Raw genomic sequence first — 21,952 nt, 5'->3', positions numbered from 1 at the left:
TACAATTTCAATGGTACAAAAATAAGAAAATCGAATGGCATGCACCATTCGATTTATATTTTTAAGGTAAAATTAATTCACTACTTCATACCTTTTATAAAGTTGTCAAACATCTGAGGGTTAGCTATTGCGCCTGCAATAATAAGTACAACAACAACAATAAATAATAAACTTAAAATGGTCGCAATCATTCCGCAGATTTTACCTGCCTTCGCATTTTTAAAAGATGATTCGGTATATAAACTGGGATTTAACTGATACTTTTTCATATCACCTGCGCCCAATATCCAGGCAATTACACCGAAAATCAAACCAAATATGCCATAAAAGCAACAAGCGGGAATGGCCAAAATCCCCATTACAAGTGAAGCTGTTGCATTAGGTAAGTTTTGCTGACCAAAACCTCCTCCAAACTGACCAAACGGCGGCGGCTGCTGAAATGGCGGCGGTTGCTGGAAAGGTGGTGGCGTTGCAGGTCCCTGATCAAGTGGCTGAAAAGGTGCTGGTTCGGGATTTTGATTCTTTGAAAGATCAATGGGTTTATTTTCTTCGGGATTTCCTTGTTCTTCTGACATCGGTATATTTAGATCAATTGGTGAGTATATATTTTGTAAATGTAATTGATTAAGATAATTACTGCAACACCTGCAAAAACGATTTTAATGAGCTGTGCCCCAAACTTAAAATCTACTTTGAGGTGAACAATGGTAAACAAAACCACAAAAAGGAGTGGGATTGTTGCGGGATAAAATTTAAAAGAAGCAATCAGATCTCCTCTAAATAAGGCTAAAACCGAACGCTGTAAGCCACAACCTGGACAATCTATCCCAAAATTCGCTTTAAAAGGACAGCTAAAAAGGTGATTTCCCAACCAATCGAGAAAACTATGTTGCTGTTGAACCATTAATATCACCGATAAATTTCCCCTGGGCATCTTTCCAGGCTTTATATTTTTCAAGATCTTTAACTACCTGTCTATAAACCAGGTTTAAGATATAAATATCATCAACAAACCCCAGCACAGGTACAAAATCCGGAATCACATCTATCGGCGACAAAAAGTATATTAATCCTCCCAAAATGGCAATGATTGATCTTTTGGGGATTTCATTGTAGTCGCCATTTACATAATCCTTTGATACAGCGAAAAGCAGAACCAGTTTAGACCAAACGCCTTCCAGATCACCTTTATTGGTGACGGCCTTGCCTAAAGCATCTTTTATAGTTTTATTGGCTTTGGTTTTATTACTTAGAATCACCGAAGCCTTGCTTTCGGATTTTTTAAAGAAACCTAATATTTTTTCCCTGTTCAATTTCATAGTTAATTATATTACAAATTAACGGCCAAAAGCATCATAATTATCTTCAGCGTATTTTGTAAAGCGGTCTAATAACTTAATATTTTTGTTTTCAACAGCCGTTAGATCATTATCAACGTTGTTTTTTACAGGAACATACCATTCTACCGGATCGAAAAAATTTCTAAAGGTCTGCTTTTTAAAAGCATAACCATGTCTGGCAAAAATGGTATTTTTGATAATCTGCAGATCGAGTTTTCTTAAATTCTTTACATCCTCTTCTTTTAGTACGTTGGTTGATGCGTTTAATTTAAAAATCTGTTCGGATGCACTTCTATAAAAAGGATTGGCCTCAAGGGAATCAACTGTACCATCCTCTAAAGTATCCACTCTTTTTACCATCTTGTGATCACTCCAGTCTACATAACTCGATTCTGATGGCAGCATCAGGTTTGCATTATATTCAAAGTTCTTTTTGAGTAATTTAAATTCTTTTTCAGGCCATTTAAGTTCTTTTTTGTAGGCATTCCATTTTCCTATTAAGGTATCGCCAACCAGTGTGATTTCAAATTTTCCATCGTATTTTTCGGTGCCTGGCTCATCTAAAACCAAAGTGATTTTACTTCCGTCTTCAGATAATTTACCCAATAGCGGACGGCTGTTACCAGAAACTACGCTTTGTGCAATTACCGTATCTTTAGTGATTTTTTTGATGTTGATATTCAGTTTTTTAACAGCATCCGACATATCTCCTTCGTACTCTAATTCATCTGTTGTGTAAAAATCACCAACCCAAAAACCGTACAGTTCTTTGTGGATTTCTGGCTGAGCAACTGCTGTGGATTTTACATTATCTTTCTTTTTCGTGTCTCTGCATGAGAGCATCAAAAAAGGGATCAGAGCGAGTAATAAGATTTTTTTCATAGTGTTTTATTTGTTTTTATAGGTCAAACAATCTTCTTTTTGATCAGCCACTCGGCAATCAACAAATTGGGTATCCAGCCCAGCCAGGCAATAATCTGATACACATCCATCGGCGCCGGGTGGAATAAATATACTAAAATAACTTTCCATAGCCTTAAAGTGATGGCCGAAGCTGCCAGGGCAAAACTGCGGTACATAAACTTTTTATGAGCAGTTATTTTTCTTTTCAGGATCAATAAGGTGGCTTTTAAGGTAAACCAGAACCATAAAATACCCAAAATTATAAATGAGGTTTTTGCTATTAAGCCTCCATTTGCAAACCAACCAATAAAAATACCGGATGGTGAGGCAAACACTAACACAAAGCTCACATACAAATAGCCTAAAGATTTGTGTATTTTAGGATAGTTAGTTAAAATTCTGGCATTAAACTGTGTAAAACCAGCTAATAACACAAATATAGCACTGTATACATGCACATAAAATATGGGCAGGTAGGCTTTTATTCCGGATACTTCGGTCTGCTTGATCTGCAGAAAGGATACTTCACTGCTCAGCGGGACATAACGCAAAGTAAGCTGCACCATCAGCATAAAAAAGTACGTAAAAAACAATAGCCAGGCCACCTGTTTATAGCTGATGCTTTTCATTTATTTTTTATTGAATAGCGCGAGTAATTTTTTATCGAAGGCTATGGCAACCAATTGTGCATTTACCACATTATCTTCGTAAAGCTGCTGTTTCTTGGGATCGAACACAAACCTAGCGATAACAGGCATCCTATCCGGGTAACTTTCGTGCAGGTTAAAATTATAGGTTTTGGAGTATTCCTGTGATGGATCGGTTTTAGGGTTAGGGCTGCTCTCGAGCATAACACCGTAAGAGGTACCGCCATTTTTCACTACCCTTTCGTAAAGTCCTTTGGTAAGTTGTTTACAACGCGGAGAAGTTTCTACAATTTTATACGCAATCTGTGCTTTATAGATTTCTTTTACCTGGGCTTTTGAATGATTTATTGATAATCCCAGAATAAAAATAAAGAAGAGTATATTTTTCATGTTTGAGTAGCATTATTTTTCGATCGTTGTTAAAAACTCATCAATTGTTAGAATATTAACTTTAGGAAATTCTATTTGTTTCAAGATTTTAAAATGATGATCATTAGTTATGATATAATCAGCATTACCGCACACGTATGCATCAACGTATTTATTATCATCTAAATCAGATAAAATTAGTTTCCATTCAAAATAAATATCAACCTTTTCTACATTTTTAAGATGTAGCAATAATTCAGCGATGCTACTTGCAATTAGGAAAGTTGTCTTTTGTTCTATAATTTCGACATATTCAGATAAAATATCGTTACTAATTACAGCCTGGAAATGCCCATTAATTAGTGCATCGAAGATTGACCTATATTTTGATTTTTTAGGAATTGAAATAAGAAGTACATTCGTATCAAGTACAACTTTCATTAATGCTACTTTTTCCTTAGGTGTTCGCTCTTCCAAGACTCAATTGTACTTTCATTCCAATTGTTTTCATCCCAGAGTTTATCCATTTCATCAGACGCCAATTTTGCAAAGTATTTTGCCAATATTTCTTTAATATCATTCAACTGAGCATCAGGTAAATTATATTGAAATAATTTTAATAGCTCAAGCTGAACATTCGTCAATTTTCCTGTAGCTTCCATATTCTTAATTGTGAACTAAACAAATATAATCAATAATATTTTAAGATGATTTCATCATTTCCAGAATATCATCAACATATTTACGCTCATTGGCCAGGCGTGGCACTTTATGCTGTCCGCCTAGTTTATCTTTTGCCTTTAACCAGTTGTAAAAAGTATTTTCAGGAGCATTGTGTACCTTAGGACGGGCCAGCGCCATATCTTTAAAGCGTTTAGCATCGTAATCAGAGTTAACTTCCCGCAATGTGCCATCCATGATATCTATAAACTTTTCAAAATCATTAGGCTGTTTATCAAATTCGATGATCCACTCATGCCCTCCGGCTTTTTCTCCTTTAAAATAGATGGGTCCGGCGGTGTAATCTTTTATTTCCGCACCAGTTTCCAGACAGGCTTTGGTTAAGGCCTGTTCTGCATTGTCAATAATCACTTCTTCACCAAAAGCATTGATAAAATGTTTGGTCCGCCCGGTAATTTTGATGCGATAAGGAGAAAGTGAGGTAAACTGAATGGTATCGCCGATCATGTAGCGCCATAAACCACCATTGGTCGAAATCACAATAGCATAGTTTTTATGCAGTTCTACCTCGCCAAGCAATAAAGCTTTAGGATTTTCATCTCCTATATTTTCCATCGGAACAAATTCATAGAAGATACCGTAATCAAGCATCAGCAACATTTCTTCTGAATTATCCTGATCCTGAATACCAAAAAATCCTTCGGATGCATTGTAAGTTTCGAGATAATACATGTCATCGGATGGGATCAGTTGCTTAAACTGCTCGCGATAAGGGGCAAAATTTACTGCACCATGGATATAAAGTTCGAGGTTTGGCCAAACCTCCAGTAAATTCCGTTTCCCGGTAAGTTCGAGCACTTTTTTTGCCAGTACGATGGTCCACGTGGGTACTCCTGAGATACTGGTTACGTTTTCATTGATGGTGGCTTCGGCCATTCGATCCATCTTGATTTCGTAATTATCCATCAAAGCAATAGACATATCAGGCGTACGGTAATATTCGGCCCATATTGGAAGGTTTTTGATCAGCACAGCCGATAAATCGCCATAAAAACAATCTTCATTTAATTGGTTTACCTGATGGCTGCCACCTAAAACCAAACCTTTTCCGGTAAACATCTGGTTATCGGGCCGATTGTTGCAATAGATGGAAAGCATATCCTTACCACCTTTAAAATGGCATTCCTCTAATGATTCTGGAGAAACCGGGATAAACTTACTTCTATCGCTGGTGGTACCCGATGATTTTGCAAACCATTTGATATCAGACGGCCAAAGAATATTCTGTTCGCCATTGAGCATGCGCTCAATATAAGGCTTTAAGGTATCGTAATTTTGAATGGGAACGCGTTCCTGGTATTGCTGTTGGGTTAAAATCGATTTATAATCGTAATGCCTTCCCCATTCAGTATTTTCTGCACTATCGATCAAAGTATGAAACCATTCTTCCTGAACGTCGTAGGGATATTTCATAAAAAGCTCGATCTGGTGGATCCGCTTTTTCATTAACCAGGTAAAAATTGAATTTACAAATGCCATCTTTAAATGTTAAAATTAACGGGCATCATTTTGCCACAGATTTTCACATCTGCCCTTGGTTTAACGAGGATACACACAGATTTTTATACACAGTAAATAATTTTATAGCTTTTGGTTTAACGTCGCGATTAGGCAACACACCAAGTTAAATTTTGTTTGCTTATTGTTACTTAAACATCGAATTTCTTACGTTTCAACACGAAATTCGATCCCAGGTAAACTTTTCTCACCATTTCATTTTCAGCTAGCACTTCCGGAACGCCCTGTTCTAAAATTTTACCTTCAAAAAGCAGGTATGCCCTATCGGTAATCGACAGTGTTTCCTGTACGTTGTGGTCGGTAATTAAAATACCGATATTTTTATGTTTTAATTTGGCTACAATACTTTGAATTTCTTCTACGGCAATCGGATCCACACCTGCAAAAGGTTCATCCAATAAAATGAAATTAGGGTTGGCCGCTAAAGCACGGGCAATTTCGGTACGGCGGCGCTCACCACCTGATAATAAATCGCCACGGTTTTTACGCACTTTGTGTAAACTAAACTCGTTGATCAGCTCTTCGAGTTTATCACGTTGTTCTTCCTTAGTCAATTTGCTCATCTCCAAAATGGCCAGGATATTATCTTCTACAGTAAGTTTTCTAAAAACAGACGCTTCCTGGGCTAAATAACCGATTCCTTTTTGCGCTCTGCGGTACATCGGATCTTCGGTAATGTCTTCTTCCTCTAAAAAAATACGGCCTTCATTTGGTTTGATCAAACCTACGATCATGTAAAAGGAAGTTGTTTTTCCTGCACCGTTCGGGCCTAAAAGCCCAACAATTTCCCCTTGACTTACGTTAAAGGAAACGTTGTTTACAACAGTGCGCTGTTTGTATTTTTTAACCAGATTTTCGGCTTTTAGTATCATATATCTTAATACTAAACCTCGTAGGTTTCGAAAACCTACGAGGTTTGGATTTAGTTTATTTAATTAACTTTTATTCCTTTAATATTTAATTGCAAGCGTTTTTTATCACGCCATACGTTTTCTTCTAACGTATAACAAACGGAAAACGGCACCTTTGGTTGTAAAAGATTTTGAAATTCTGCCAATCCGAATGCAATGCCTTCAAAAATAGGCGAATTTTGTTGTTTTATATTAATTTTTAAATGATTTTGGCCAACAGCCATGGCATGTTGTGCCAGGTATACATTATGTGTCACAAAAATCGGCGACATATTTTCTGGTCCGAATGGTCCCATCTGTGATAAAACCCTATAAAACTTACCGTCTATTTGTGCCAGTTCAATTTCGGCATCGATCCTGATCATTGGGGTAAGCAGTTCTTCTGTAATGCTTGCAGATACAATTTCTTCAAATTTATCTGAAAAAGCATCAATGTTATGCTCTTGCATGGTTAAGCCGGCAGCAAATTTATGCCCGCCATATTGATCCAATAAATGCGCGCATCCACTTAAAGCTTCATATAAATCAAAACCCACCACCGAGCGGCAGGAACCGGCTACATGACCATTAGATTTAGTGAGTACGATTGTTGGGCGGTAATATTTTTCGGTTAAACGCGAAGCCACTATCCCGATTACTCCCTTATGCCAGCTCTCGTTAAACACTACGGTGGTTTTCCTGTTGATGAGGATTTCACTTTCGCCAATTAGTGCCAAGGCTTCGCGGGTAATGTCCTGATCGTAAGTTTTTCGTTCGGTATTTTTAAGGTTGATGAGTTCGCTTTGCTCCAATGAGTTACTATCCACCTGGCAAAGCAGCATGGCAACGGCATGTTTGGCGTGGTCTATCCTGCCAGCGGCATTAATCCGCGGACCTAATGTAAAAACCACATCGGTAATACTGTAATTTTCGGTTTTGCCCGAAACTTCCATTAAAGCCCTCAAGCCCTCACAAGGATTGGAATTTAATTTTTTCAGCCCATAATAAGCCAAAATCCTGTTTTCGCCTACTACTGGTACAATATCGGCAGCGATGCTCACCATTACCAAATCTAAATATTGCAGGTAAGTTTCTTTAGGAAGCTGATGTTTTTGCGCATAAGCCTGCGCCAGCTTAAACCCAATACCGCAGCCGGCCAATTCTTTAAAAGGATATGGGCAATCAGCACGTTTAGGGTCTAAAACCGCAATGGCCTGAGGCAATTCATCTCCGGGTAAATGGTGGTCGCAGATGATGAAATCAACACCCAAAGTGTTGGCGTAATCAATTTTATCAATCGATTTTATCCCACAATCTAAGGCAATGATTAATGAAAATCCATTTTCATTTGCATAATCAATCCCCGCGGTAGAAATGCCATAACCTTCCAGATAGCGATCGGGAATATAATATTCGATGTTTTTAGTGAGCTGTGAAAAGAAACTGAAAGCCAGTGCAACAGAAGTTGTGCCATCTACATCGTAATCGCCATAGATCAATATTTTTTCGTGGGTAGCTAATGCAGTTTCGATACGGGCAATAGCAACATCCATATCCTTCATTAAAAAAGGATCGTGAAGATGATCGAGGTCTGGCCTGAAGAAATCTTTTGCCTGATCGAAATCACAAATATTCCGCTGCACCAGTATTTGTGCCAATGAGCGGTCTATGTTGAGCTGTTCTGCTATTTTTGTTACTGTGCCATCATTACAATCCGATGCCAGCACCCATCTTTTTTCCATTTTATTCTGTCTCCGAACAGTAAATATACATTTTAATTGGATATGATGGAGGCAATCTCTAGTGAGCTGACAAACAACCGCCTTAATAACAAAAAGTTAGGTTTTACTTTGAATTTCCAGGATATGCCGCATAAAGTTTCATTAAATGTGCTTTCTGATCTGCATATTTGGCATCATCAATTAAATTTACACGCTCAGCCGGATCCCAGGATAAATTGTACAGTTCAGTAAGTTCTTTATCATCCTTTTTGGTAATCCTGAGTTTCCAGTCACCATCTTTCACTCCTTCTAAAACATAATTATGGTAGTAGATTGGGCGATGTGTTTTACTATAAGCTTTGTTGGTAAGTAATCCCGAAACAGATTCACCGTCATACACTCTTTGAGGTAGTTTGCTTTTGGTCCACTCAGCCAGCGTAGGAAAAACATCCAGATTAGAAATGGGTTTGGTTAACTGGGTATTGTTAAGGGTATGGCCTTTCCAATATACGATAAACGGAACACGGTGACCACCTTCGTAAGAGATACCTTTCGAACCCCTAAAAATCCCGGCAGAACCTACGTGGTAAAATTTGGTAAAGCCATCATCATACATCCGTTGTGGCGCATTAATCCACGGGCCATTATCGCTGGTGAAGATAAAAATGGTATTATCAGCTTGTCCGGAAGCGACTACCTGTTTCCAGATTGCGGCTAAAGCTGCATCCATATCTTCAATTACATCACCCAATTCGCCTCCTGCCGAAGGTGTTTTTCTGCTTTTTTGAGCGGCAAATGCCACAGGTAAATGCGGCATATTCTGCGCCAGGTAAAGAAAAAACGGTTTCTTTTCTGCTGCACTTTTTTTAATGAATTTAATCGACTCGCGGGTATAAGAACTCGTTAAAATACTATCGTGTGGTTTATAAATCTCTGGTTTTGTATTTCTGAAAATCTTGATCGTGGTATCTGTTTTTACATAAGGTGCCCTATAATCATGACTGTATAAAAGACCGTAAAACTCATCAAATCCTTTTTTATTGGGCAATGAAACGCCATGATCGCCCAAATGCCATTTGCCCACCAAAGCGGTAGCATAACCCGATTGTTTAAGCATCTGTGCAATGGTAACCTCATCTTCAGGTATGCCACGTTTGTCGCCCGGGCCTATTGGCCATGGCAGATCCATCCTGCTGCAATACCTGCCGGTTAGCAATGATGCCCTTGATGGTGTACAGGTTGGCGAGGTAGTTACAAAGTTTGTTGCTTTTACTCCTTTCGCGGCCATTCCATCTAAGAAAGGTGTTTTTATCAGCGGACTTCCATAACATGAAATATCGGCATAACCCATATCATCGGCCAATACAATTATTACGTTTGGCTTTTGTTGTGCTTTTAACTGTATGGAAAGGCTGCAAGCCAGCAGAAAAATTAAGATTCGAAGATTCATGCCTGAAATTTAAGCATCATATTTTACAAAAAAAGGAAGTATCCAAGCTTTTACCGAAACAAATACTAATGTTTAGATTGTTACCTTTGTATAAACATTAAAAAATAACATTTTGCAAGTTCACACCCTATTCGAAGGAACCTATTCTGTTGATGCATCAAAGAAATTTGTGCCTTTCGACCCAGCCATACATAGTTTTAAAGACAGACCTGCTTCATTATTCATCAATGTTCAGCCTTTTTTGGTGGAGCTGAAAAACGACCTCGTGCTTTTTGATACGGGTTTAGGTTTTAGTGATGACCACGGCGAACTGATTTTACATAAAAATATCCGCAATGCAGGTTTCGATCCAACTGACGTAACCAAAGTTTTAATGTCGCATTTACATTACGACCACTCCGGCGGTATGATCCATAAACAAGGCAACGATAAAGTTGAATTGAGTTTCCCTGATGCAGAATATGTAATTAACCGTGGCGAATGGGAAACCGCTTTTAGCAGCACTTCCTCGTCTTACCATACCGATATTTTCGATTTTGTGCAGCGAAATGCGCAGTTGAAGTTTGTTGAGGGAGATGGTGCATTGGATGAAACCATTGCTTACGAATTTACTGGCGCACACTGCCCTAACCACCAGGTTTTTCTTTTAACCGAAGGCAATCAAAAGGTATTTTTTGGTGGCGATGTTTTGCCTGAGCCTGAAGAACTAGTTAAAAATTTTATTGCAAAATATGATTTCGACGGTCGCAAGGCAATGGAATTAAGAAAAGAATTTGGAAAAAGAGCTGCAGAAGAAAACTGGGAATGTTTATTCTACCATGGCAAAAGTGCTGCAACTGGTTTTGTGGATGCTGTTGAGGGCGGGTTTAAGATTAGGTAACTCTACTCGCTTTTTTACCACAAAGCTCACAGAGAAAAGGCGCGAAGTACACAGAGTTGGGTGCTATCCAAAATTCTTAAAAACTCTTTGCCTCTCTGTGCAAAACTCGGTGTTCTCGGTGGTTAGTCTTCGACTTCGCTCAGACTGACATAACTTAGTGCCCCTTCGCGTTAAACTTAGCCCTCTTTGCGGTTAAAACAAAAAAGCCTCGACAAATGCCGGGGCTTTCATTTTCCGAGACGGAAATAATTATTTCTTAGCTACCAATTTAACAGCTAATTCGAAGTTATCATCAATTGCTTTGTCGCCAATGCTATCGAAGAATGATTTCGAACCGTATTTGATGTCATATTTAGTTCTGTCAACAACGATTTTACCAGCTAAAGCTGAAGCTGTTCCATCTGCATTAACAGTTACAGTTGCAGGGAAGCTTAGTGGTTTAGTGATACCTTTGATGGTTAAATTACCTGTTACCGTTACGTTAGCACCTGAACCCGCAACTTTAGTAATTACGAAAGTTGAAGTTGGGAATTTAGCTGTACCGAAGAAATCGTCCGCTTTTAAGTGACCTTCTAATTTCGCGCTGCCATCAGCATCTTTAATTGAAGCCATATCGATTACAAAAGTACCACCAGTTACACTTTTACCGTTAACGGCTAAGGTACCTGATTGTAAAGCCACTGTTCCGTTATGAGAACCTGTTACTTTTTTACCAATCCAGGTGATGGTCGATTTTGCTGCATCTACAGTATAAGTTACTGGTTTGGTTGGGTTTTTAAAAGCTGACAATGCTACTACTGCCACTAATAAAAAAATTGAGCTAATTTTTAATTTCATTTTCTGGTTTTTTAAAATTTGATACAAATATAGATGAACTACCAATCTCTTGTTGTTGACCTATGTTAAGTTTTTTCAAAAATAATCGGATTTATTTAAAATCATTCTATTGACTGCAGGATTATGTTAAGGTTTAATTTGTTTGGATGGAAAAAAGGTAGAGGGTGGAAGGTTTAAAGGCGAAAGGTTTCTGTGCCACAACCTGTACATGCGAATAATCAATATTTTTAATTCTTAGTTTAGTTCTACTTATTGGTGGAATAAATAATATTATATTTAAAAAATAAAATCTAAATGCATTTATGAAAAATAAAACTTACGCTACCTTATACCTATTATGCTTATTGTTTGCCTTAACCAGCTGCAACTTTAACAGCACTTATCTAAACCGCGAAGAAGATAAAAAAGATGCTGAAAAAGTAACGGATGAGTTTTACAAATTGCTGGAGAAAAAAGAATTTGACAAACTAAATTCATTTTTTAGTCCACGGTTTACAGCTGTTACCAAACCTGAAAAGCTGAACGAATTTTTAATTGCCACTGCAAATAAACTTGGTGAAATAAAAAGTGAAAAATTAGATCACTGGGAATCCAAAGTGGTAAAAGGCTCCAATGCTTCAGCCAACTATGTACTTTATTATATCGTTGAAAGAACAAAATTCCAATCGAAAGAAACCATTACCCTGACAGCAGAAAATAACCAAATTAAAATATTAGGTTATAATGTTAATTCTGAAGGCTCATCAAAAGATTTACCTGATAATTTAAAAAATGGAATTGAAGCCCTTTCGGGCCATTCGATGGACGATGTTCGTGTTCATTTCAATTCTGATAAACCGGCACAATTGGCGGCTTCGGCATACGCACAGGGCATGAATATTCACATAGTTCCAAACCAGAAAGAACATTTACCGCATGAGGCATGGCATGTTGTAGAACAAAAACAAGGCAGGGTTAAAGCAACAGCACAATTAAAATCCAACACCAGTGTTAATGATAATACCAGCTTAGAAAAAGCAGCTGATGAAATGGGATCAAAAGCAGCTAAATTATAGATAAAGCAACAGCTTAGTTAAATACCTTTACCCCCCCAGCCCCTCCTCCCTAAACCTGTATTCTATGGTTAATCCAAGCAATTTCTTATTTTTTTTTATGCGACCAATTGATAGTCTTTTACATATGGCCTGTCATTCGCTACAGCCGAGAATGCCCTACTGACAAGCTTATTTCTAAGTACATTCAAGATTGATGAATGATGTTTCCCTTCTTTTATTTTTCTATCATAATATCTCTTAAATTCATTGTCTTTTTTAATGGTGTTCAATGCGCACATTGTCAATAAGGTTTTGATCCGTTTATTGGCCAGGTGACTGACCTTGGGTTTTGTGTTAAGGGTTGTTCCCGATTTTTTACCAAAAGGGGCCAGGCCGCAGTAACAAGCAAACTTTCTTGGGTTATCAAATAGGGAAAACCCTTGGGTAAGAACCACAATGAACATTGCGGTCTGTGGTCCGATACAATATACTGAGTTGACGAGTCTATATTGTTTTTCCAATAAGGCATCCTCCTTTACATAACACAAAAGTTTTTCCTCTAACAAACTTATCTTATTATCATATTCGTTGATTAATGCCTTTCTGATTTGCAGGGTGAACTTAGCAGATTCCCTGTCAAATTCCTCAAGCTCTCCACAAACATTCTTCAGTGCGGTCTGTTGCTTTACCAGCTGTCTCCTGCATGATAATAGGTATTTGATCTTGCTTATCGTCTTGCTGGGCATACTAAATAAAAAGGCTTTCCGCCTATGGATAAAACCATATTCTGCTATAGCTGCAGCATCTGCCTTGTCTGACTTACCTCTTTTGAGCCCCAGGGACCGCTTTAATCTGAGCGCATTCTCAACCCAGAGGTTTCCACCCTGATCACTAAAAAAAGTACACGCAGGAAGTGCATAGATTCCAGTATCTTCTGCGCAAAAGAACATATCTGATATGGACAGTTTGGTAAGATGATGGATCCAGGTAATCATCTCTGTATAGCCAGCATCACTGTTGGCAAAAGTGCCATGGAAACATTCATCGGGATCCTCAGCAAGAAAAAAGACTACATCTGTTTTCAGTTTTGAAATGTCGATGCCTGCAAATAATTTGTAATTCATAAATTTGGTTATCTTAAGTTGAGATTAAACCTTCATGTTGAATAAAACTAAATCCCTTAATGGTCCTGCCAGACTAAAATTCTATATGGTTCTTGTTCAACAAACGGCAGTGCTCTAATACAGGTTTTAGATCTTTAATCTAGACAGAGTAATAGTGCAGCACTGCCGTTAAGGTTTTATATATTCAAAGTTCATATATTTTTAAGTACTCACAAACCTAAGGGACAGCAGCGAAAATCCTTTTTGTTTGCAGCAACCTTGAATACTATGTCATGCTGAGGTACGAAGCATCTGTTTCATAGCATGCAGATGCTTCGTACCTCAGCATGACAGTACCACAAAAAGATTGAAGCGAATGGCAGGGCTGCAACATCCGATGGAAAACTGGTATTCATTTCCAAAAAAAAATCTGCAAGCTTTATGGTATGAATCCATAAAACTTGCAGATCAATATGTTCGTGAGGACACGAACCTAGGCATTTGGACTAAGGCGATGGAAAGAAAAACCTTAAACCCTCATCCTTTCTACCCTCAACCTTAAGGAACGATCTCTTCTAAGTAACTCTCAATCGGCGGACAAGCGCAGATTAATGCCCTATCACCATGGCTATCGTTAACACGCCCAACTGAAGGCCAGAACTTACGCTCTAACACATAAGGAAGTGGGAACGCAGCAGTTTGACGGCTATAAGCATGATCCCATTCGTTAGCGGTAATAACCGAAACCGTATGAGGTGCATTTTTTAAAGGATTATCTGTTTTATCTAAAGTTCCGTTTTCTACCGAAGTAATTTCGTTTTTAATGGCGATTAGTGCATCACAGAAACGATCTAACTCATGTTTAGGCTCTGATTCTGTAGGCTCAACCATTAAGGTACCCGCAACCGGGAATGATACTGTTGGTGCGTGGAAACCGTAATCCATTAAACGTTTTGCAATATCAGTTACTTCAATTCCGAAAGCTTTGAACGAACGGCAATCTAAAATCATCTCGTGAGCACAACGTCCCTGAGCGCCTGAATAAAGTACCGGATAGTGTTGCTCTAAACGCGCTTTCATGTAGTTTGCGTTTAAAATCGCATATTTAGTGGCATTGGTTAAACCATTAGCACCCATCATCGCAATATAAGCATGAGAGATGATTAAGATCGAAGCCGAACCCCATGGTGCAGATGAAACTGCAGAAATAGATTTTCCTTTGTCGATATCAACCACAGCATGACCTGGAAGATAAGGAACCAGGTGTTTCGCCACACCAATTGGACCCATACCAGGACCTCCTCCACCGTGAGGGATACAGAAAGTTTTGTGTAAGTTTAAGTGACAAACATCGGCGCCGATATTGGCTGGGCTTGTTAAACCAACCTGTGCGTTCATGTTGGCACCATCCATATAAACCTGTCCGCCGTTAGCGTGGATGGTTTCGCAGATTTCGATAATGCTTTCTTCGAACACCCCGTGTGTAGATGGATAAGTTACCATTAAACACGATAAATTATCTTTATGTAATTCTGCTTTCGCTTTTAAATCTTCAACATCGATGTTACCGTTTTCTAAAGATTTAACCACTACAATTTTCATGTCGGCCATTGCCGCAGAAGCAGGGTTGGTTCCGTGTGCCGAAGCTGGAATTAATGCTACGTTACGGTGAAAATCGCCTCTATCGTGGTGATAAGCACGGATAACCATTAAACCTGCATATTCGCCCTGAGCACCAGCGTTTGGCTGTAAGCTCATTGCCGCAAAACCGGTAATTTCACTTAACCATTTATCCAATTCGTTGAAAACCGAATAGTAACCCAATACCTGATCGGCAGGGGCAAATGGATGCACACGGCCAAAGTGAGACCAGGTAACCGGAATCATTTCTGCGGTAGCATTTAATTTCATGGTACAGCTACCCAAAGCAATCATTGAGTGGCAAAGCGATAAATCTTTTGCTTCTAATGACTTGATATAACGCAACATCTCATGTTCTGAGTGGTGCGAGTTAAAAATTGGGTGGGTTAAATAAGCCGTAGTACGTTGTAAAGCGGCTGGAATAACGGTTTCTACATTTTCTACCACCTCAACCTGATCGGCAGCAATGGCTTTAACCTTTGCAAAGATTTTAGCAATTAAAGCTACATCTTCGAAAGTGCTGGTTTCGTCGAACGAAATGGTGGCTACGTTACCAACATAGTTTAAGTTGATTTCGTTATCGATACATCCAGAATGGATACCGCCTTTTAAATCACCTAAATCGAAACGAATGGTGTCAAAATAAGCTGAGTTTAACTGTTCAAAACCTAAACCTTTTAAAGTAGAGGCTAAACTGATGGCCAAACCGTGTGTACGTTCTGCAATGGCTTTTAATCCTTTCGGACCGTGGTAAGCAGCGTAGAAACCAGCCATAATAGCTAGCAATGCCTGCGCAGTACATATATTTGAAGTTGCCTTATCTCTACGAATGTGTTGCTCGCGGGTTTGCAAAGCCATACGTAAAGCGTAATCGCCATGACTATCGATGGTTACACCGATTATACGGCCAGGGATGTTACGTTTATATTCTTCTTTAGTCGCAAAAAATGCAGCATGCGGTCCACCAAAACCCATTGGTATACCCAGGCGCTGTGTAGTACCTACTACCACATCAGCTCCCCACTCACCCGGAGGCATTAATAAGGTTAAGCTTAAAATATCGGCAGCTACCGTTAATTTAATATTTTTGCTGTGTAATTCAGCTGCAAAGTTTTTATAATCGAAAACTTCACCGTTTCCTGCAGGGTACTGAACAATTGCACCAAAAAATTCTTCAGTAGCAACGAAATCTAAATGACTTCCGATAACCAGTTCAATGCCGTAAGGATTGGCGCGTGTTTTTAAAATATCGATCGTTTGAGGAAAAACAAGTTCCGAAACGAAGAATTTTTTAGCTGCCTGGTTTTTACGCAAGCTGTATTGCATAAACATGGCCTCAGCAGCAGCAGTACCTTCATCCAATAAAGATGCATTGGCAATTTCCATCCCGGTTAAATCTATAACCATGGTTTGGAAATTTAATAAAGCCTGTAAACGGCCCTGTGCAATTTCTGCCTGGTATGGCGTATATTGTGTGTACCATCCTGGATTTTCGAATACGTTACGTAAAATTACACCCGGGGTAATGGTATCATAATAACCCTGACCGATAAAGCTTTTGAAAACTTTATTTAACAATGAAGTTTGTTTTAAAGCACCAAGATATTCAGTTTCTGATTTCGCAGCAGGCAAATTTAAAGGCTGTTTTAACCTAATTGCCGCCGGAACAGTTTGTTCAATCAGCTCATCAATAGAATTTACGCCAACAGTTTGCAACATTTCGGCTGTATCTGCCTCATTTGGCGCAATATGACGATTTTGAAAATCTTCCTTGTAGTGGATATTTAAGCTCATGCGGTATGAATAATAAATTTGCGTGCAAAGGTAGCAAAAATGAAGCTGTATTTCACTATCAATCAGTGTAAAAAAGGCGTCTTATTTATACTTAAAAGCGACAAAAAAGGTAGATTATCGGCTTGCAATCAAGACAAACGTTTGTTCAATTTTGAGCCAATATTTTGATTATTTGGAAAGCAGTGGCTGTGCTAAAATTTAAGTTTGTTCCCGCCATTCGTTTCAATCTTTTTGCGATCCTGTCATGCTGAGGCACGGAGCTTCTGCAGCAAAAAGGATTTCCACTGCTGTCGGGTTTAAAAATGAAGAAAATGCAAGAAACAGAGATTGCAGGATGCAATAGGAGCACCAACTATTAATTCGGGCTTTCAGCTTTGGTCTTTGGTCTTTGGTCTTTCCGCTTTAGTCCTCCCCCTTACTTCTGCACTTTCCAACCTTCATCTTTACTCAACTTTAATTTATAAGTTTTAGTAATGAAATTACTGTTTTTATTAGCTTCTTTATCAAAAGGTTCGAAATCGGTAGTATTCATTTTTAAGGATACCGTAACTTTTGCAGTGCTTGAGTTTACTTGTGCAAAATCAACTGGTTTTTCGTCTGACAGCACATATTCTACCACTTTTACCGTGGCCCTGTCGCCATCCTGTTTCAACACCAATGGACTTGCTTTATCGGTTAAGGTAATCTGATAAACAAAACTGCTATCTTTCGAAAGGAATTTCTTTTTAGCTTCTTTTAAGCTTAAGGTAACCAAACCTTTACTGGCCAAAGATTTATACTTCCCCAGTTCGAACATATCGTTTGTACTGTTGAATTTCATCTCGCCAAACTTAAACCTGGTGGTTTTATATTCCGGATTGGCTTTCAGATAACTGGTAATCACTTCAGCGGCTTCATCCTGATTGATGGTGGTTTTGGTTTTACACGCGGCTAAACCAATGATAATAAAGGATAAAATATAAATAGGAAGTTTTTTCATGTGTATATGCTCTATGCTTTTTTAAAGATATTTATTTTTTTGATATGCTACCAATATAAACCACAGAGCACACTAAGTTTTCACAGAGAGAACAGAGACTTCAGGCATCCTACATCCTTAATTGTTAGAAATAACAGCCCTGCTTTTTGCCCTCTGTGCCTTCACTCTGTGTACTTTGTGGTAAAAATGAGATTATTTCTTTTTTAGATATTTTAAATTCGGCAAAACCATCGCCGATAAAATTACCACAACTCCAACCCACCTCAAAAATGAAACCTGCTCTTGCAGTACAAACCCTGCCATCATTACCGCAACTGGTAATTCTGCCGCGCTTAAAATGGAACTAATGGCCGTACCAATTCTCGGCACGCCTTCGGCATAAAATAATGGCGGTATTACGGTACCAAAAACAGAAATAATTAAACCCCATTTTAATAAACTTCCTCCCAAAGCACCATTAAATAAAAATGTTGGCGGGAAGATGATGAAGATTAATATACAGGCACCGGTTATCATCAGGGCACTTTTCTTTAGCGGAGCATATTCATTTCCTATCCTACCGCTCAATAGTAAAAAGCCTGCATAACACAGTGCAGCCAGCAAGCCGAAACCAATGCCTTTTAAATCCATACTTCCAATGCTGGTTTCTACCATTCCGCTGGCCAATACAGTACCTCCTAAAACCAATAAAATAGCCGCTAACTGTAAGACGGTAGGTTTCTTTTTAAAAATGAGGTATTCCATTAAGATACTCATCCATATAAACTGCATTAATAAAATAATGGCAACCGAATTAGGCACCAATTTTACGCATTGATAGTAAAAGATACTCACCAAACCTGTACAGGTTCCTGCGATTACCATTTTCCACCAGGGCGTTTTAGCAGGAACCGCTTTAGCTTTGTAAGCCGTTGTTCTACTTTGGAAGAAAAATAACACCCATAAAATTACGGCTCCGAAGAAAGCCTGGGCCCCGGTAACATCACCTAAAGTATAACCTTCGTGATAAGCGAGTTTAACAAAAGTAGAGAGGATACCAAAACTGCAGGCACCAAAAAAAACAAGGAGAATTCCTTTTAACATTATAAATTATATGTTAGTATCGGGTATCAACACTGGCCTAACTTAGTTAAGCCAATTGTTGTAAATATTTCTGAACGGTAGTTTCTAAACCTAAATAAAGTGCGTCGCTAATTAAAGCATGACCGATAGAAACTTCCAATAAACCCGGGATGCTTTGTGCAAAATAATGCAGGTTGTGCAGATCCAGATCATGGCCGGCATTAATGCCCAAACCTAGAGTATTGGCATGATGGGCAGCCGCGATATAATTAACAATTGCTTTTTCCCGATCGGCAAAATAATTATGCGCATAGGCCTCTGTATATAACTCGATACGATCTGTTCCGGTTTCAGCTGCGCCTTCAACCATTTCTACAACCGGATCAACAAAAATAGAAACACGGATACCCTCTTTCTGGAAAACACTCACCATTTCTTTCAGGTAATCTTTATGTTTGATGGTATCCCAGCCATGGTTAGAGGTAATCTGACCTTCGGCATCGGGTACCAAAGTAACCTGGGCAGGTTTGTTGGCCAAAACCAGATCAACAAATTTATCTTCTTTACAATTTCCTTCAATATTAAACTCTGTAGCAATAACGGCTTTTAAATCGTACACATCCTGGTAACGGATATGGCGTTCATCAGGGCGTGGGTGTACCGTAATTCCCTGCGCGCCGAAACGTTCGCAATCTAATGCAACTTTAACTAAATCAGGATTATTACCCCCGCGGCTGTTGCGGAGCGTAGCAATTTTATTGATGTTAACCGATAACTTTGTCATAAAGCAAAGATAAGGCTTTGCCCCTGTTAATCTTAAACCTTAAAAAAATTTGACTTTTTTTTGCTCATATTTGCTTCCTGTAAATGAACTTGAAAGACACCTCCCTATATAAAATTTTAATTGCCCTGATTGCTTTAGTGAGTATATTGGCACTTTTTGGTGGGGTAATGGAACCCGATTCTGCACTTTATGCATCCATAGCTAAAAATATGGTGTTGCGTAATGATTGGATCAATATTTATGTTAGAGGTGCAGATTGGTTAGACAAACCACACTTAACTTTTGGGCTGGCCGCTGCCTCATTTAAAATTTTCGGGATTACGGCTTTTGCTTATAAACTTCCTTCCTTTTTATTTGGGTTATTGGGTGCATGGTACCTTTACAAACTGACAAAAGACATTTACAATGAAAAAACAGGATTGATTAGCGCCCTGATTTTTTTAAGTTCGCTGCATATCCTTATTTCAACTTTTGATGTACGTGCCGAGGTTTATATTACCACATTTACGCTGGCCGCCATTTATCATTATTACAAAGCACATCAAAGTCCTTTCTGGCATATTGTTGCCGGATCGTTTTTTGCTGCCTGTGCGATTATGATTAAAGGCATATTTGTGCTGATCCCCGTTTTTGGTGGTTTTATCATTTACTGGTTATTAACCAAACAGTTTAAACAGCTATTAAAGCCAAAATGGTGGATTGCCATTGCATTGATTTTTGTTTTTATTATTCCAGAACTCTATACTCTATATATTCAGTTCGATTTACACCCGGAGAAGGTAGTTTTTGGAAAAACGGGTGTTTCGGGTTTAAAATTTTTCTTTTGGGACAGCCAGTTTGGCCGGTTTTTTAATAACGGACCAATAAAAGGCAAAGGCGATTTTTCATTCTTTTTACACACTACCCTTTGGGCCTTTCTACCCTGGTCGATACTTTTTTATACTGCGGTGGTTAATCTTTTCAAAAAGAAAAACCGGGTTGATTTACCAGCAGAAAGCATCATGATCTGGACGAGTGCAGCAATTACCTTTCTATTGTTTTCACTTTCTAAATTCCAGTTGCCGCATTATATTTTAATCATTTTGCCACAGTTTGCTATCATTACGGCTTTGTACTTACAGAAACTGGAGGGAAAAAGTTTAAAAGTATTTTTTACCGTTCAAAATGTACTGGCAGTTTTAATTGTTTTGATTCTATCTGCTATTGCTGTCTTTTTTGGTTTTACAAATAATTATATAGCAATTGCTGTTTTAGTTATTTTACTGACCGTATCCTTTTTAATTTTCAAAGGATTAAAAACTGAAAATCTGCTGGCAAGAAGTAGTATGATTTCGGTTGGCTTAATGATTTTTCTTTCTGCTTTTTTCTATCCATCGGTTTTGAAATACGAATCGGGCATGCAGGCTGGTAAATGGTTAAAAGAAAATTATCCAGATGCAAAGGCTTCTGTATTGATGCATCCTGATGCTTATTCGTTCGATTTTTATGCCAATGGAGAACCGAAATACTTTTGGAGTTACGAGGAGCTGAATAAATCTAAAGATGAAAAAGATCTTGTGATTTACACCCCGGAATCAGAACTCGAAAGATTAAAAACCGAATACCACGCCGAAGTGTTAAAATCATTTGAATATTACCACATTACCAAATTAACAGGTAAATTCATCAATGCCAAAACACGCCCGCAGGTTTTAGAACATTTTTATTTGGTTAAAATACATTAGCATGGATTTATTTTTCCGCATTTTAAAATTTGGATTAACAGGTTTTCTCGGCATGGCAATCGATTTTGGGGCGACCTGGCTGTGCAAAGAGAAAATCAAAATCAATAAATATATTGCTAACGCCATTGGATTTACCCTTGCTGTAACCAATAATTACCTCATTAACCGGGTATGGACATTTGAGAGTACCAATACTCATTGGGCAACTGAATTCAGTAAGTTTTTAGTGGTAAGTTTAATAGGCTTGGGTTTAAATACCTTTATCATTTATCTTTTCCACCAAAGGAAAAACGGGACAAACTTTTATGTAGCGAAGTTTTTTGCTATTGTAATTGTATTTGTATGGAATTTTCTGGCAAATATGTTGTTTACTTTCAGGTAGGCAATTAACCATTAAGGGATTAAGGACATTAAGAAAAAACCAACTAATTAACACCGCATTTTTGCAATTTGCACGGCCCAATGAACTAATGACCAATGAACACATCAACTAGTTAAGAAACGTTTTTGCCGACAAAATATATCACAACAAGCC

The 21,952-nt window shown here is 38.3% G+C and carries 22 protein-coding genes; 4 read left to right on the top strand and 18 right to left on the bottom strand.

What is annotated here, in order from left to right; translation table 11 throughout:
• Window positions 1-80: 80 nt before the first annotated feature.
• The 12 genes from H9L23_RS26220 to H9L23_RS26165 all read right to left on the bottom strand — a co-directional run bounded on the left by H9L23_RS26220 (window position 81) and on the right by H9L23_RS26165 (window position 9,579).
• Complete coding sequence (locus H9L23_RS26220; protein ID WP_187593038.1) at window positions 81-575, bottom strand: CCC motif membrane protein; 495 nt, start codon at window positions 573-575, stop codon at window positions 81-83.
• Window positions 576-583: 8 nt separating this feature from the next.
• Window positions 584-904, bottom strand: a complete 321-nt coding sequence (locus H9L23_RS26215; RefSeq protein WP_187593037.1) for a DUF2752 domain-containing protein — start codon at window positions 902-904, stop codon at window positions 584-586.
• Window positions 885-1,319, bottom strand: coding sequence for a YkvA family protein (locus tag H9L23_RS26210; protein ID WP_187593036.1), 435 nt, complete (start codon window positions 1,317-1,319; stop codon window positions 885-887). Before H9L23_RS26210 ends, H9L23_RS26215 begins: the two co-directional genes overlap by 20 nt.
• Window positions 1,320-1,337: 18 nt before the next feature.
• Window positions 1,338-2,222, bottom strand: a complete 885-nt coding sequence (locus H9L23_RS26205; protein WP_187593035.1) for a YARHG domain-containing protein — start codon at window positions 2,220-2,222, stop codon at window positions 1,338-1,340.
• A 23-nt stretch (window positions 2,223-2,245) separates the two neighbouring features.
• A complete protein-coding gene (locus tag H9L23_RS26200; protein WP_246474799.1) occupies window positions 2,246-2,872 on the bottom strand; it encodes a DUF2306 domain-containing protein in 627 nt (208 codons plus the stop codon).
• Window positions 2,873-3,280 carry a hypothetical protein gene (locus H9L23_RS26195; protein WP_187593034.1) on the bottom strand — a complete coding sequence of 136 codons (408 nt, stop codon included), beginning with the start codon at window positions 3,278-3,280 and terminating at the stop codon, window positions 2,873-2,875.
• A 12-nt stretch (window positions 3,281-3,292) separates the two neighbouring features.
• A complete protein-coding gene (locus H9L23_RS26190; protein ID WP_187593033.1) occupies window positions 3,293-3,700 on the bottom strand; it encodes a putative toxin-antitoxin system toxin component, PIN family in 408 nt (135 codons plus the stop codon).
• A gap of 5 nt (window positions 3,701-3,705) precedes the next feature.
• On the bottom strand, window positions 3,706-3,921 hold the full coding sequence (locus H9L23_RS26185) for a hypothetical protein (protein WP_187593032.1): 216 nt from the start codon (window positions 3,919-3,921) through the stop codon (window positions 3,706-3,708).
• A gap of 40 nt (window positions 3,922-3,961) precedes the next feature.
• Window positions 3,962-5,479, bottom strand: coding sequence for a GH3 auxin-responsive promoter family protein (locus H9L23_RS26180; RefSeq protein ID WP_187593031.1), 1,518 nt, complete (start codon window positions 5,477-5,479; stop codon window positions 3,962-3,964).
• A gap of 170 nt (window positions 5,480-5,649) precedes the next feature.
• Complete coding sequence (gene lptB, locus H9L23_RS26175) at window positions 5,650-6,390, bottom strand: LPS export ABC transporter ATP-binding protein (RefSeq protein WP_090502159.1); 741 nt, start codon at window positions 6,388-6,390, stop codon at window positions 5,650-5,652.
• Between the two features lie 59 nt (window positions 6,391-6,449).
• Window positions 6,450-8,150, bottom strand: coding sequence for a single-stranded-DNA-specific exonuclease RecJ (recJ, locus tag H9L23_RS26170; RefSeq protein WP_187593030.1), 1,701 nt, complete (start codon window positions 8,148-8,150; stop codon window positions 6,450-6,452).
• A 103-nt stretch (window positions 8,151-8,253) separates the two neighbouring features.
• Window positions 8,254-9,579 carry a sulfatase-like hydrolase/transferase gene (locus tag H9L23_RS26165; RefSeq protein WP_187593029.1) on the bottom strand — a complete coding sequence of 442 codons (1,326 nt, stop codon included), beginning with the start codon at window positions 9,577-9,579 and terminating at the stop codon, window positions 8,254-8,256.
• A gap of 112 nt (window positions 9,580-9,691) precedes the next feature.
• On the opposite strand from H9L23_RS26165, the gene H9L23_RS26160 reads away from it, so the two are divergent.
• Complete coding sequence (locus tag H9L23_RS26160; RefSeq protein ID WP_025145578.1) at window positions 9,692-10,459, top strand: MBL fold metallo-hydrolase; 768 nt, start codon at window positions 9,692-9,694, stop codon at window positions 10,457-10,459.
• Window positions 10,460-10,708: 249 nt separating this feature from the next.
• Here the strand turns inward: H9L23_RS26160 and H9L23_RS26155 are convergent, their stop codons facing one another.
• Window positions 10,709-11,296 carry a YceI family protein gene (locus tag H9L23_RS26155; protein WP_187593028.1) on the bottom strand — a complete coding sequence of 196 codons (588 nt, stop codon included), beginning with the start codon at window positions 11,294-11,296 and terminating at the stop codon, window positions 10,709-10,711.
• Window positions 11,297-11,598: 302 nt separating this feature from the next.
• Here H9L23_RS26155 and H9L23_RS26150 point away from each other — a divergent pair, with 302 nt between their 5' ends.
• Window positions 11,599-12,351: an eCIS core domain-containing protein gene (locus tag H9L23_RS26150; protein WP_187593027.1), complete on the top strand. Its 753-nt coding sequence runs from the start codon at window positions 11,599-11,601 to the stop codon at window positions 12,349-12,351.
• Between the two features lie 95 nt (window positions 12,352-12,446).
• Here H9L23_RS26150 and H9L23_RS26145 read toward each other — a convergent pair whose 3' ends face one another.
• From H9L23_RS26145 to H9L23_RS26125, 5 genes are all read right to left on the bottom strand, one after another.
• On the bottom strand, window positions 12,447-13,454 hold the full coding sequence (locus H9L23_RS26145) for an IS110 family RNA-guided transposase (RefSeq protein WP_187593017.1): 1,008 nt from the start codon (window positions 13,452-13,454) through the stop codon (window positions 12,447-12,449).
• 537 nt (window positions 13,455-13,991) lie between these two features.
• Window positions 13,992-16,868, bottom strand: coding sequence for an aminomethyl-transferring glycine dehydrogenase (gene gcvP, locus H9L23_RS26140; protein ID WP_187593026.1), 2,877 nt, complete (start codon window positions 16,866-16,868; stop codon window positions 13,992-13,994).
• Window positions 16,869-17,283: 415 nt separating this feature from the next.
• Window positions 17,284-17,847 carry a hypothetical protein gene (locus H9L23_RS26135; protein WP_187593025.1) on the bottom strand — a complete coding sequence of 188 codons (564 nt, stop codon included), beginning with the start codon at window positions 17,845-17,847 and terminating at the stop codon, window positions 17,284-17,286.
• 192 nt (window positions 17,848-18,039) lie between these two features.
• Entirely contained in the window at window positions 18,040-18,930 is an 891-nt protein-coding gene (locus tag H9L23_RS26130; RefSeq protein ID WP_187593024.1) for an EamA family transporter, read from the bottom strand.
• A 46-nt stretch (window positions 18,931-18,976) separates the two neighbouring features.
• Entirely contained in the window at window positions 18,977-19,693 is a 717-nt protein-coding gene (locus H9L23_RS26125; RefSeq protein ID WP_187593023.1) for a pyridoxine 5'-phosphate synthase, read from the bottom strand.
• Window positions 19,694-19,776: 83 nt separating this feature from the next.
• Between H9L23_RS26125 and H9L23_RS26120 the strand changes: the two genes are divergently transcribed.
• Window positions 19,777-21,417 (top strand): ArnT family glycosyltransferase, encoded by a 1,641-nt coding sequence (locus H9L23_RS26120; RefSeq protein WP_187593022.1) that lies wholly within the window; start codon window positions 19,777-19,779, stop codon window positions 21,415-21,417.
• A 1-nt stretch (window position 21,418) separates the two neighbouring features.
• Window positions 21,419-21,799: a GtrA family protein gene (locus H9L23_RS26115; protein ID WP_187593021.1), complete on the top strand. Its 381-nt coding sequence runs from the start codon at window positions 21,419-21,421 to the stop codon at window positions 21,797-21,799.
• The last annotated feature ends 153 nt before the right edge of the window (window positions 21,800-21,952 follow it).

The organism is Pedobacter roseus, from assembly GCF_014395225.1.
In the GTDB taxonomy this organism is placed as follows: Bacteria; Bacteroidota; Bacteroidia; order Sphingobacteriales; family Sphingobacteriaceae; genus Pedobacter; species Pedobacter roseus.
The sequence above is the reverse complement of the archived record's forward strand: the minus strand, read 5'-3'. Positions and strand labels throughout refer to the sequence as shown.

Bases quoted from the DNA above. Each gene is read 5' to 3' on its own strand.
- H9L23_RS26220 (WP_187593038.1), bottom strand. From the start codon at position 575: ATGTCAGAAGAACAAGGAAATCCCGAAGAAAATAAACCCATTGATCTT.
- H9L23_RS26215 (WP_187593037.1), bottom strand. From the start codon at position 904: ATGGTTCAACAGCAACATAGTTTTCTCGATTGGTTGGGAAATCACCTT.
- H9L23_RS26210 (WP_187593036.1), bottom strand. From the start codon at position 1,319: ATGAAATTGAACAGGGAAAAAATATTAGGTTTCTTTAAAAAATCCGAA.
- H9L23_RS26205 (WP_187593035.1), bottom strand. From the start codon at position 2,222: ATGAAAAAAATCTTATTACTCGCTCTGATCCCTTTTTTGATGCTCTCA.
- H9L23_RS26200 (WP_246474799.1), bottom strand. From the start codon at position 2,872: ATGAAAAGCATCAGCTATAAACAGGTGGCCTGGCTATTGTTTTTTACG.
- H9L23_RS26195 (WP_187593034.1), bottom strand. From the start codon at position 3,280: ATGAAAAATATACTCTTCTTTATTTTTATTCTGGGATTATCAATAAAT.
- H9L23_RS26190 (WP_187593033.1), bottom strand. From the start codon at position 3,700: ATGAAAGTTGTACTTGATACGAATGTACTTCTTATTTCAATTCCTAAA.
- H9L23_RS26185 (WP_187593032.1), bottom strand. From the start codon at position 3,921: ATGGAAGCTACAGGAAAATTGACGAATGTTCAGCTTGAGCTATTAAAA.
- H9L23_RS26180 (WP_187593031.1), bottom strand. From the start codon at position 5,479: ATGGCATTTGTAAATTCAATTTTTACCTGGTTAATGAAAAAGCGGATC.
- lptB (WP_090502159.1), bottom strand. From the start codon at position 6,390: ATGATACTAAAAGCCGAAAATCTGGTTAAAAAATACAAACAGCGCACT.
- recJ (WP_187593030.1), bottom strand. From the start codon at position 8,150: ATGGAAAAAAGATGGGTGCTGGCATCGGATTGTAATGATGGCACAGTA.
- H9L23_RS26165 (WP_187593029.1), bottom strand. From the start codon at position 9,579: ATGAATCTTCGAATCTTAATTTTTCTGCTGGCTTGCAGCCTTTCCATA.
- H9L23_RS26155 (WP_187593028.1), bottom strand. From the start codon at position 11,296: ATGAAATTAAAAATTAGCTCAATTTTTTTATTAGTGGCAGTAGTAGCA.
- H9L23_RS26150 (WP_187593027.1), top strand. From the start codon at position 11,599: ATGAAAAATAAAACTTACGCTACCTTATACCTATTATGCTTATTGTTT.
- H9L23_RS26145 (WP_187593017.1), bottom strand. From the start codon at position 13,454: ATGAATTACAAATTATTTGCAGGCATCGACATTTCAAAACTGAAAACA.
- gcvP (WP_187593026.1), bottom strand. From the start codon at position 16,868: ATGAGCTTAAATATCCACTACAAGGAAGATTTTCAAAATCGTCATATT.
- H9L23_RS26135 (WP_187593025.1), bottom strand. From the start codon at position 17,847: ATGAAAAAACTTCCTATTTATATTTTATCCTTTATTATCATTGGTTTA.
- H9L23_RS26130 (WP_187593024.1), bottom strand. From the start codon at position 18,930: ATGTTAAAAGGAATTCTCCTTGTTTTTTTTGGTGCCTGCAGTTTTGGT.
- H9L23_RS26125 (WP_187593023.1), bottom strand. From the start codon at position 19,693: ATGACAAAGTTATCGGTTAACATCAATAAAATTGCTACGCTCCGCAAC.
- H9L23_RS26120 (WP_187593022.1), top strand. From the start codon at position 19,777: ATGAACTTGAAAGACACCTCCCTATATAAAATTTTAATTGCCCTGATT.
- H9L23_RS26115 (WP_187593021.1), top strand. From the start codon at position 21,419: ATGGATTTATTTTTCCGCATTTTAAAATTTGGATTAACAGGTTTTCTC.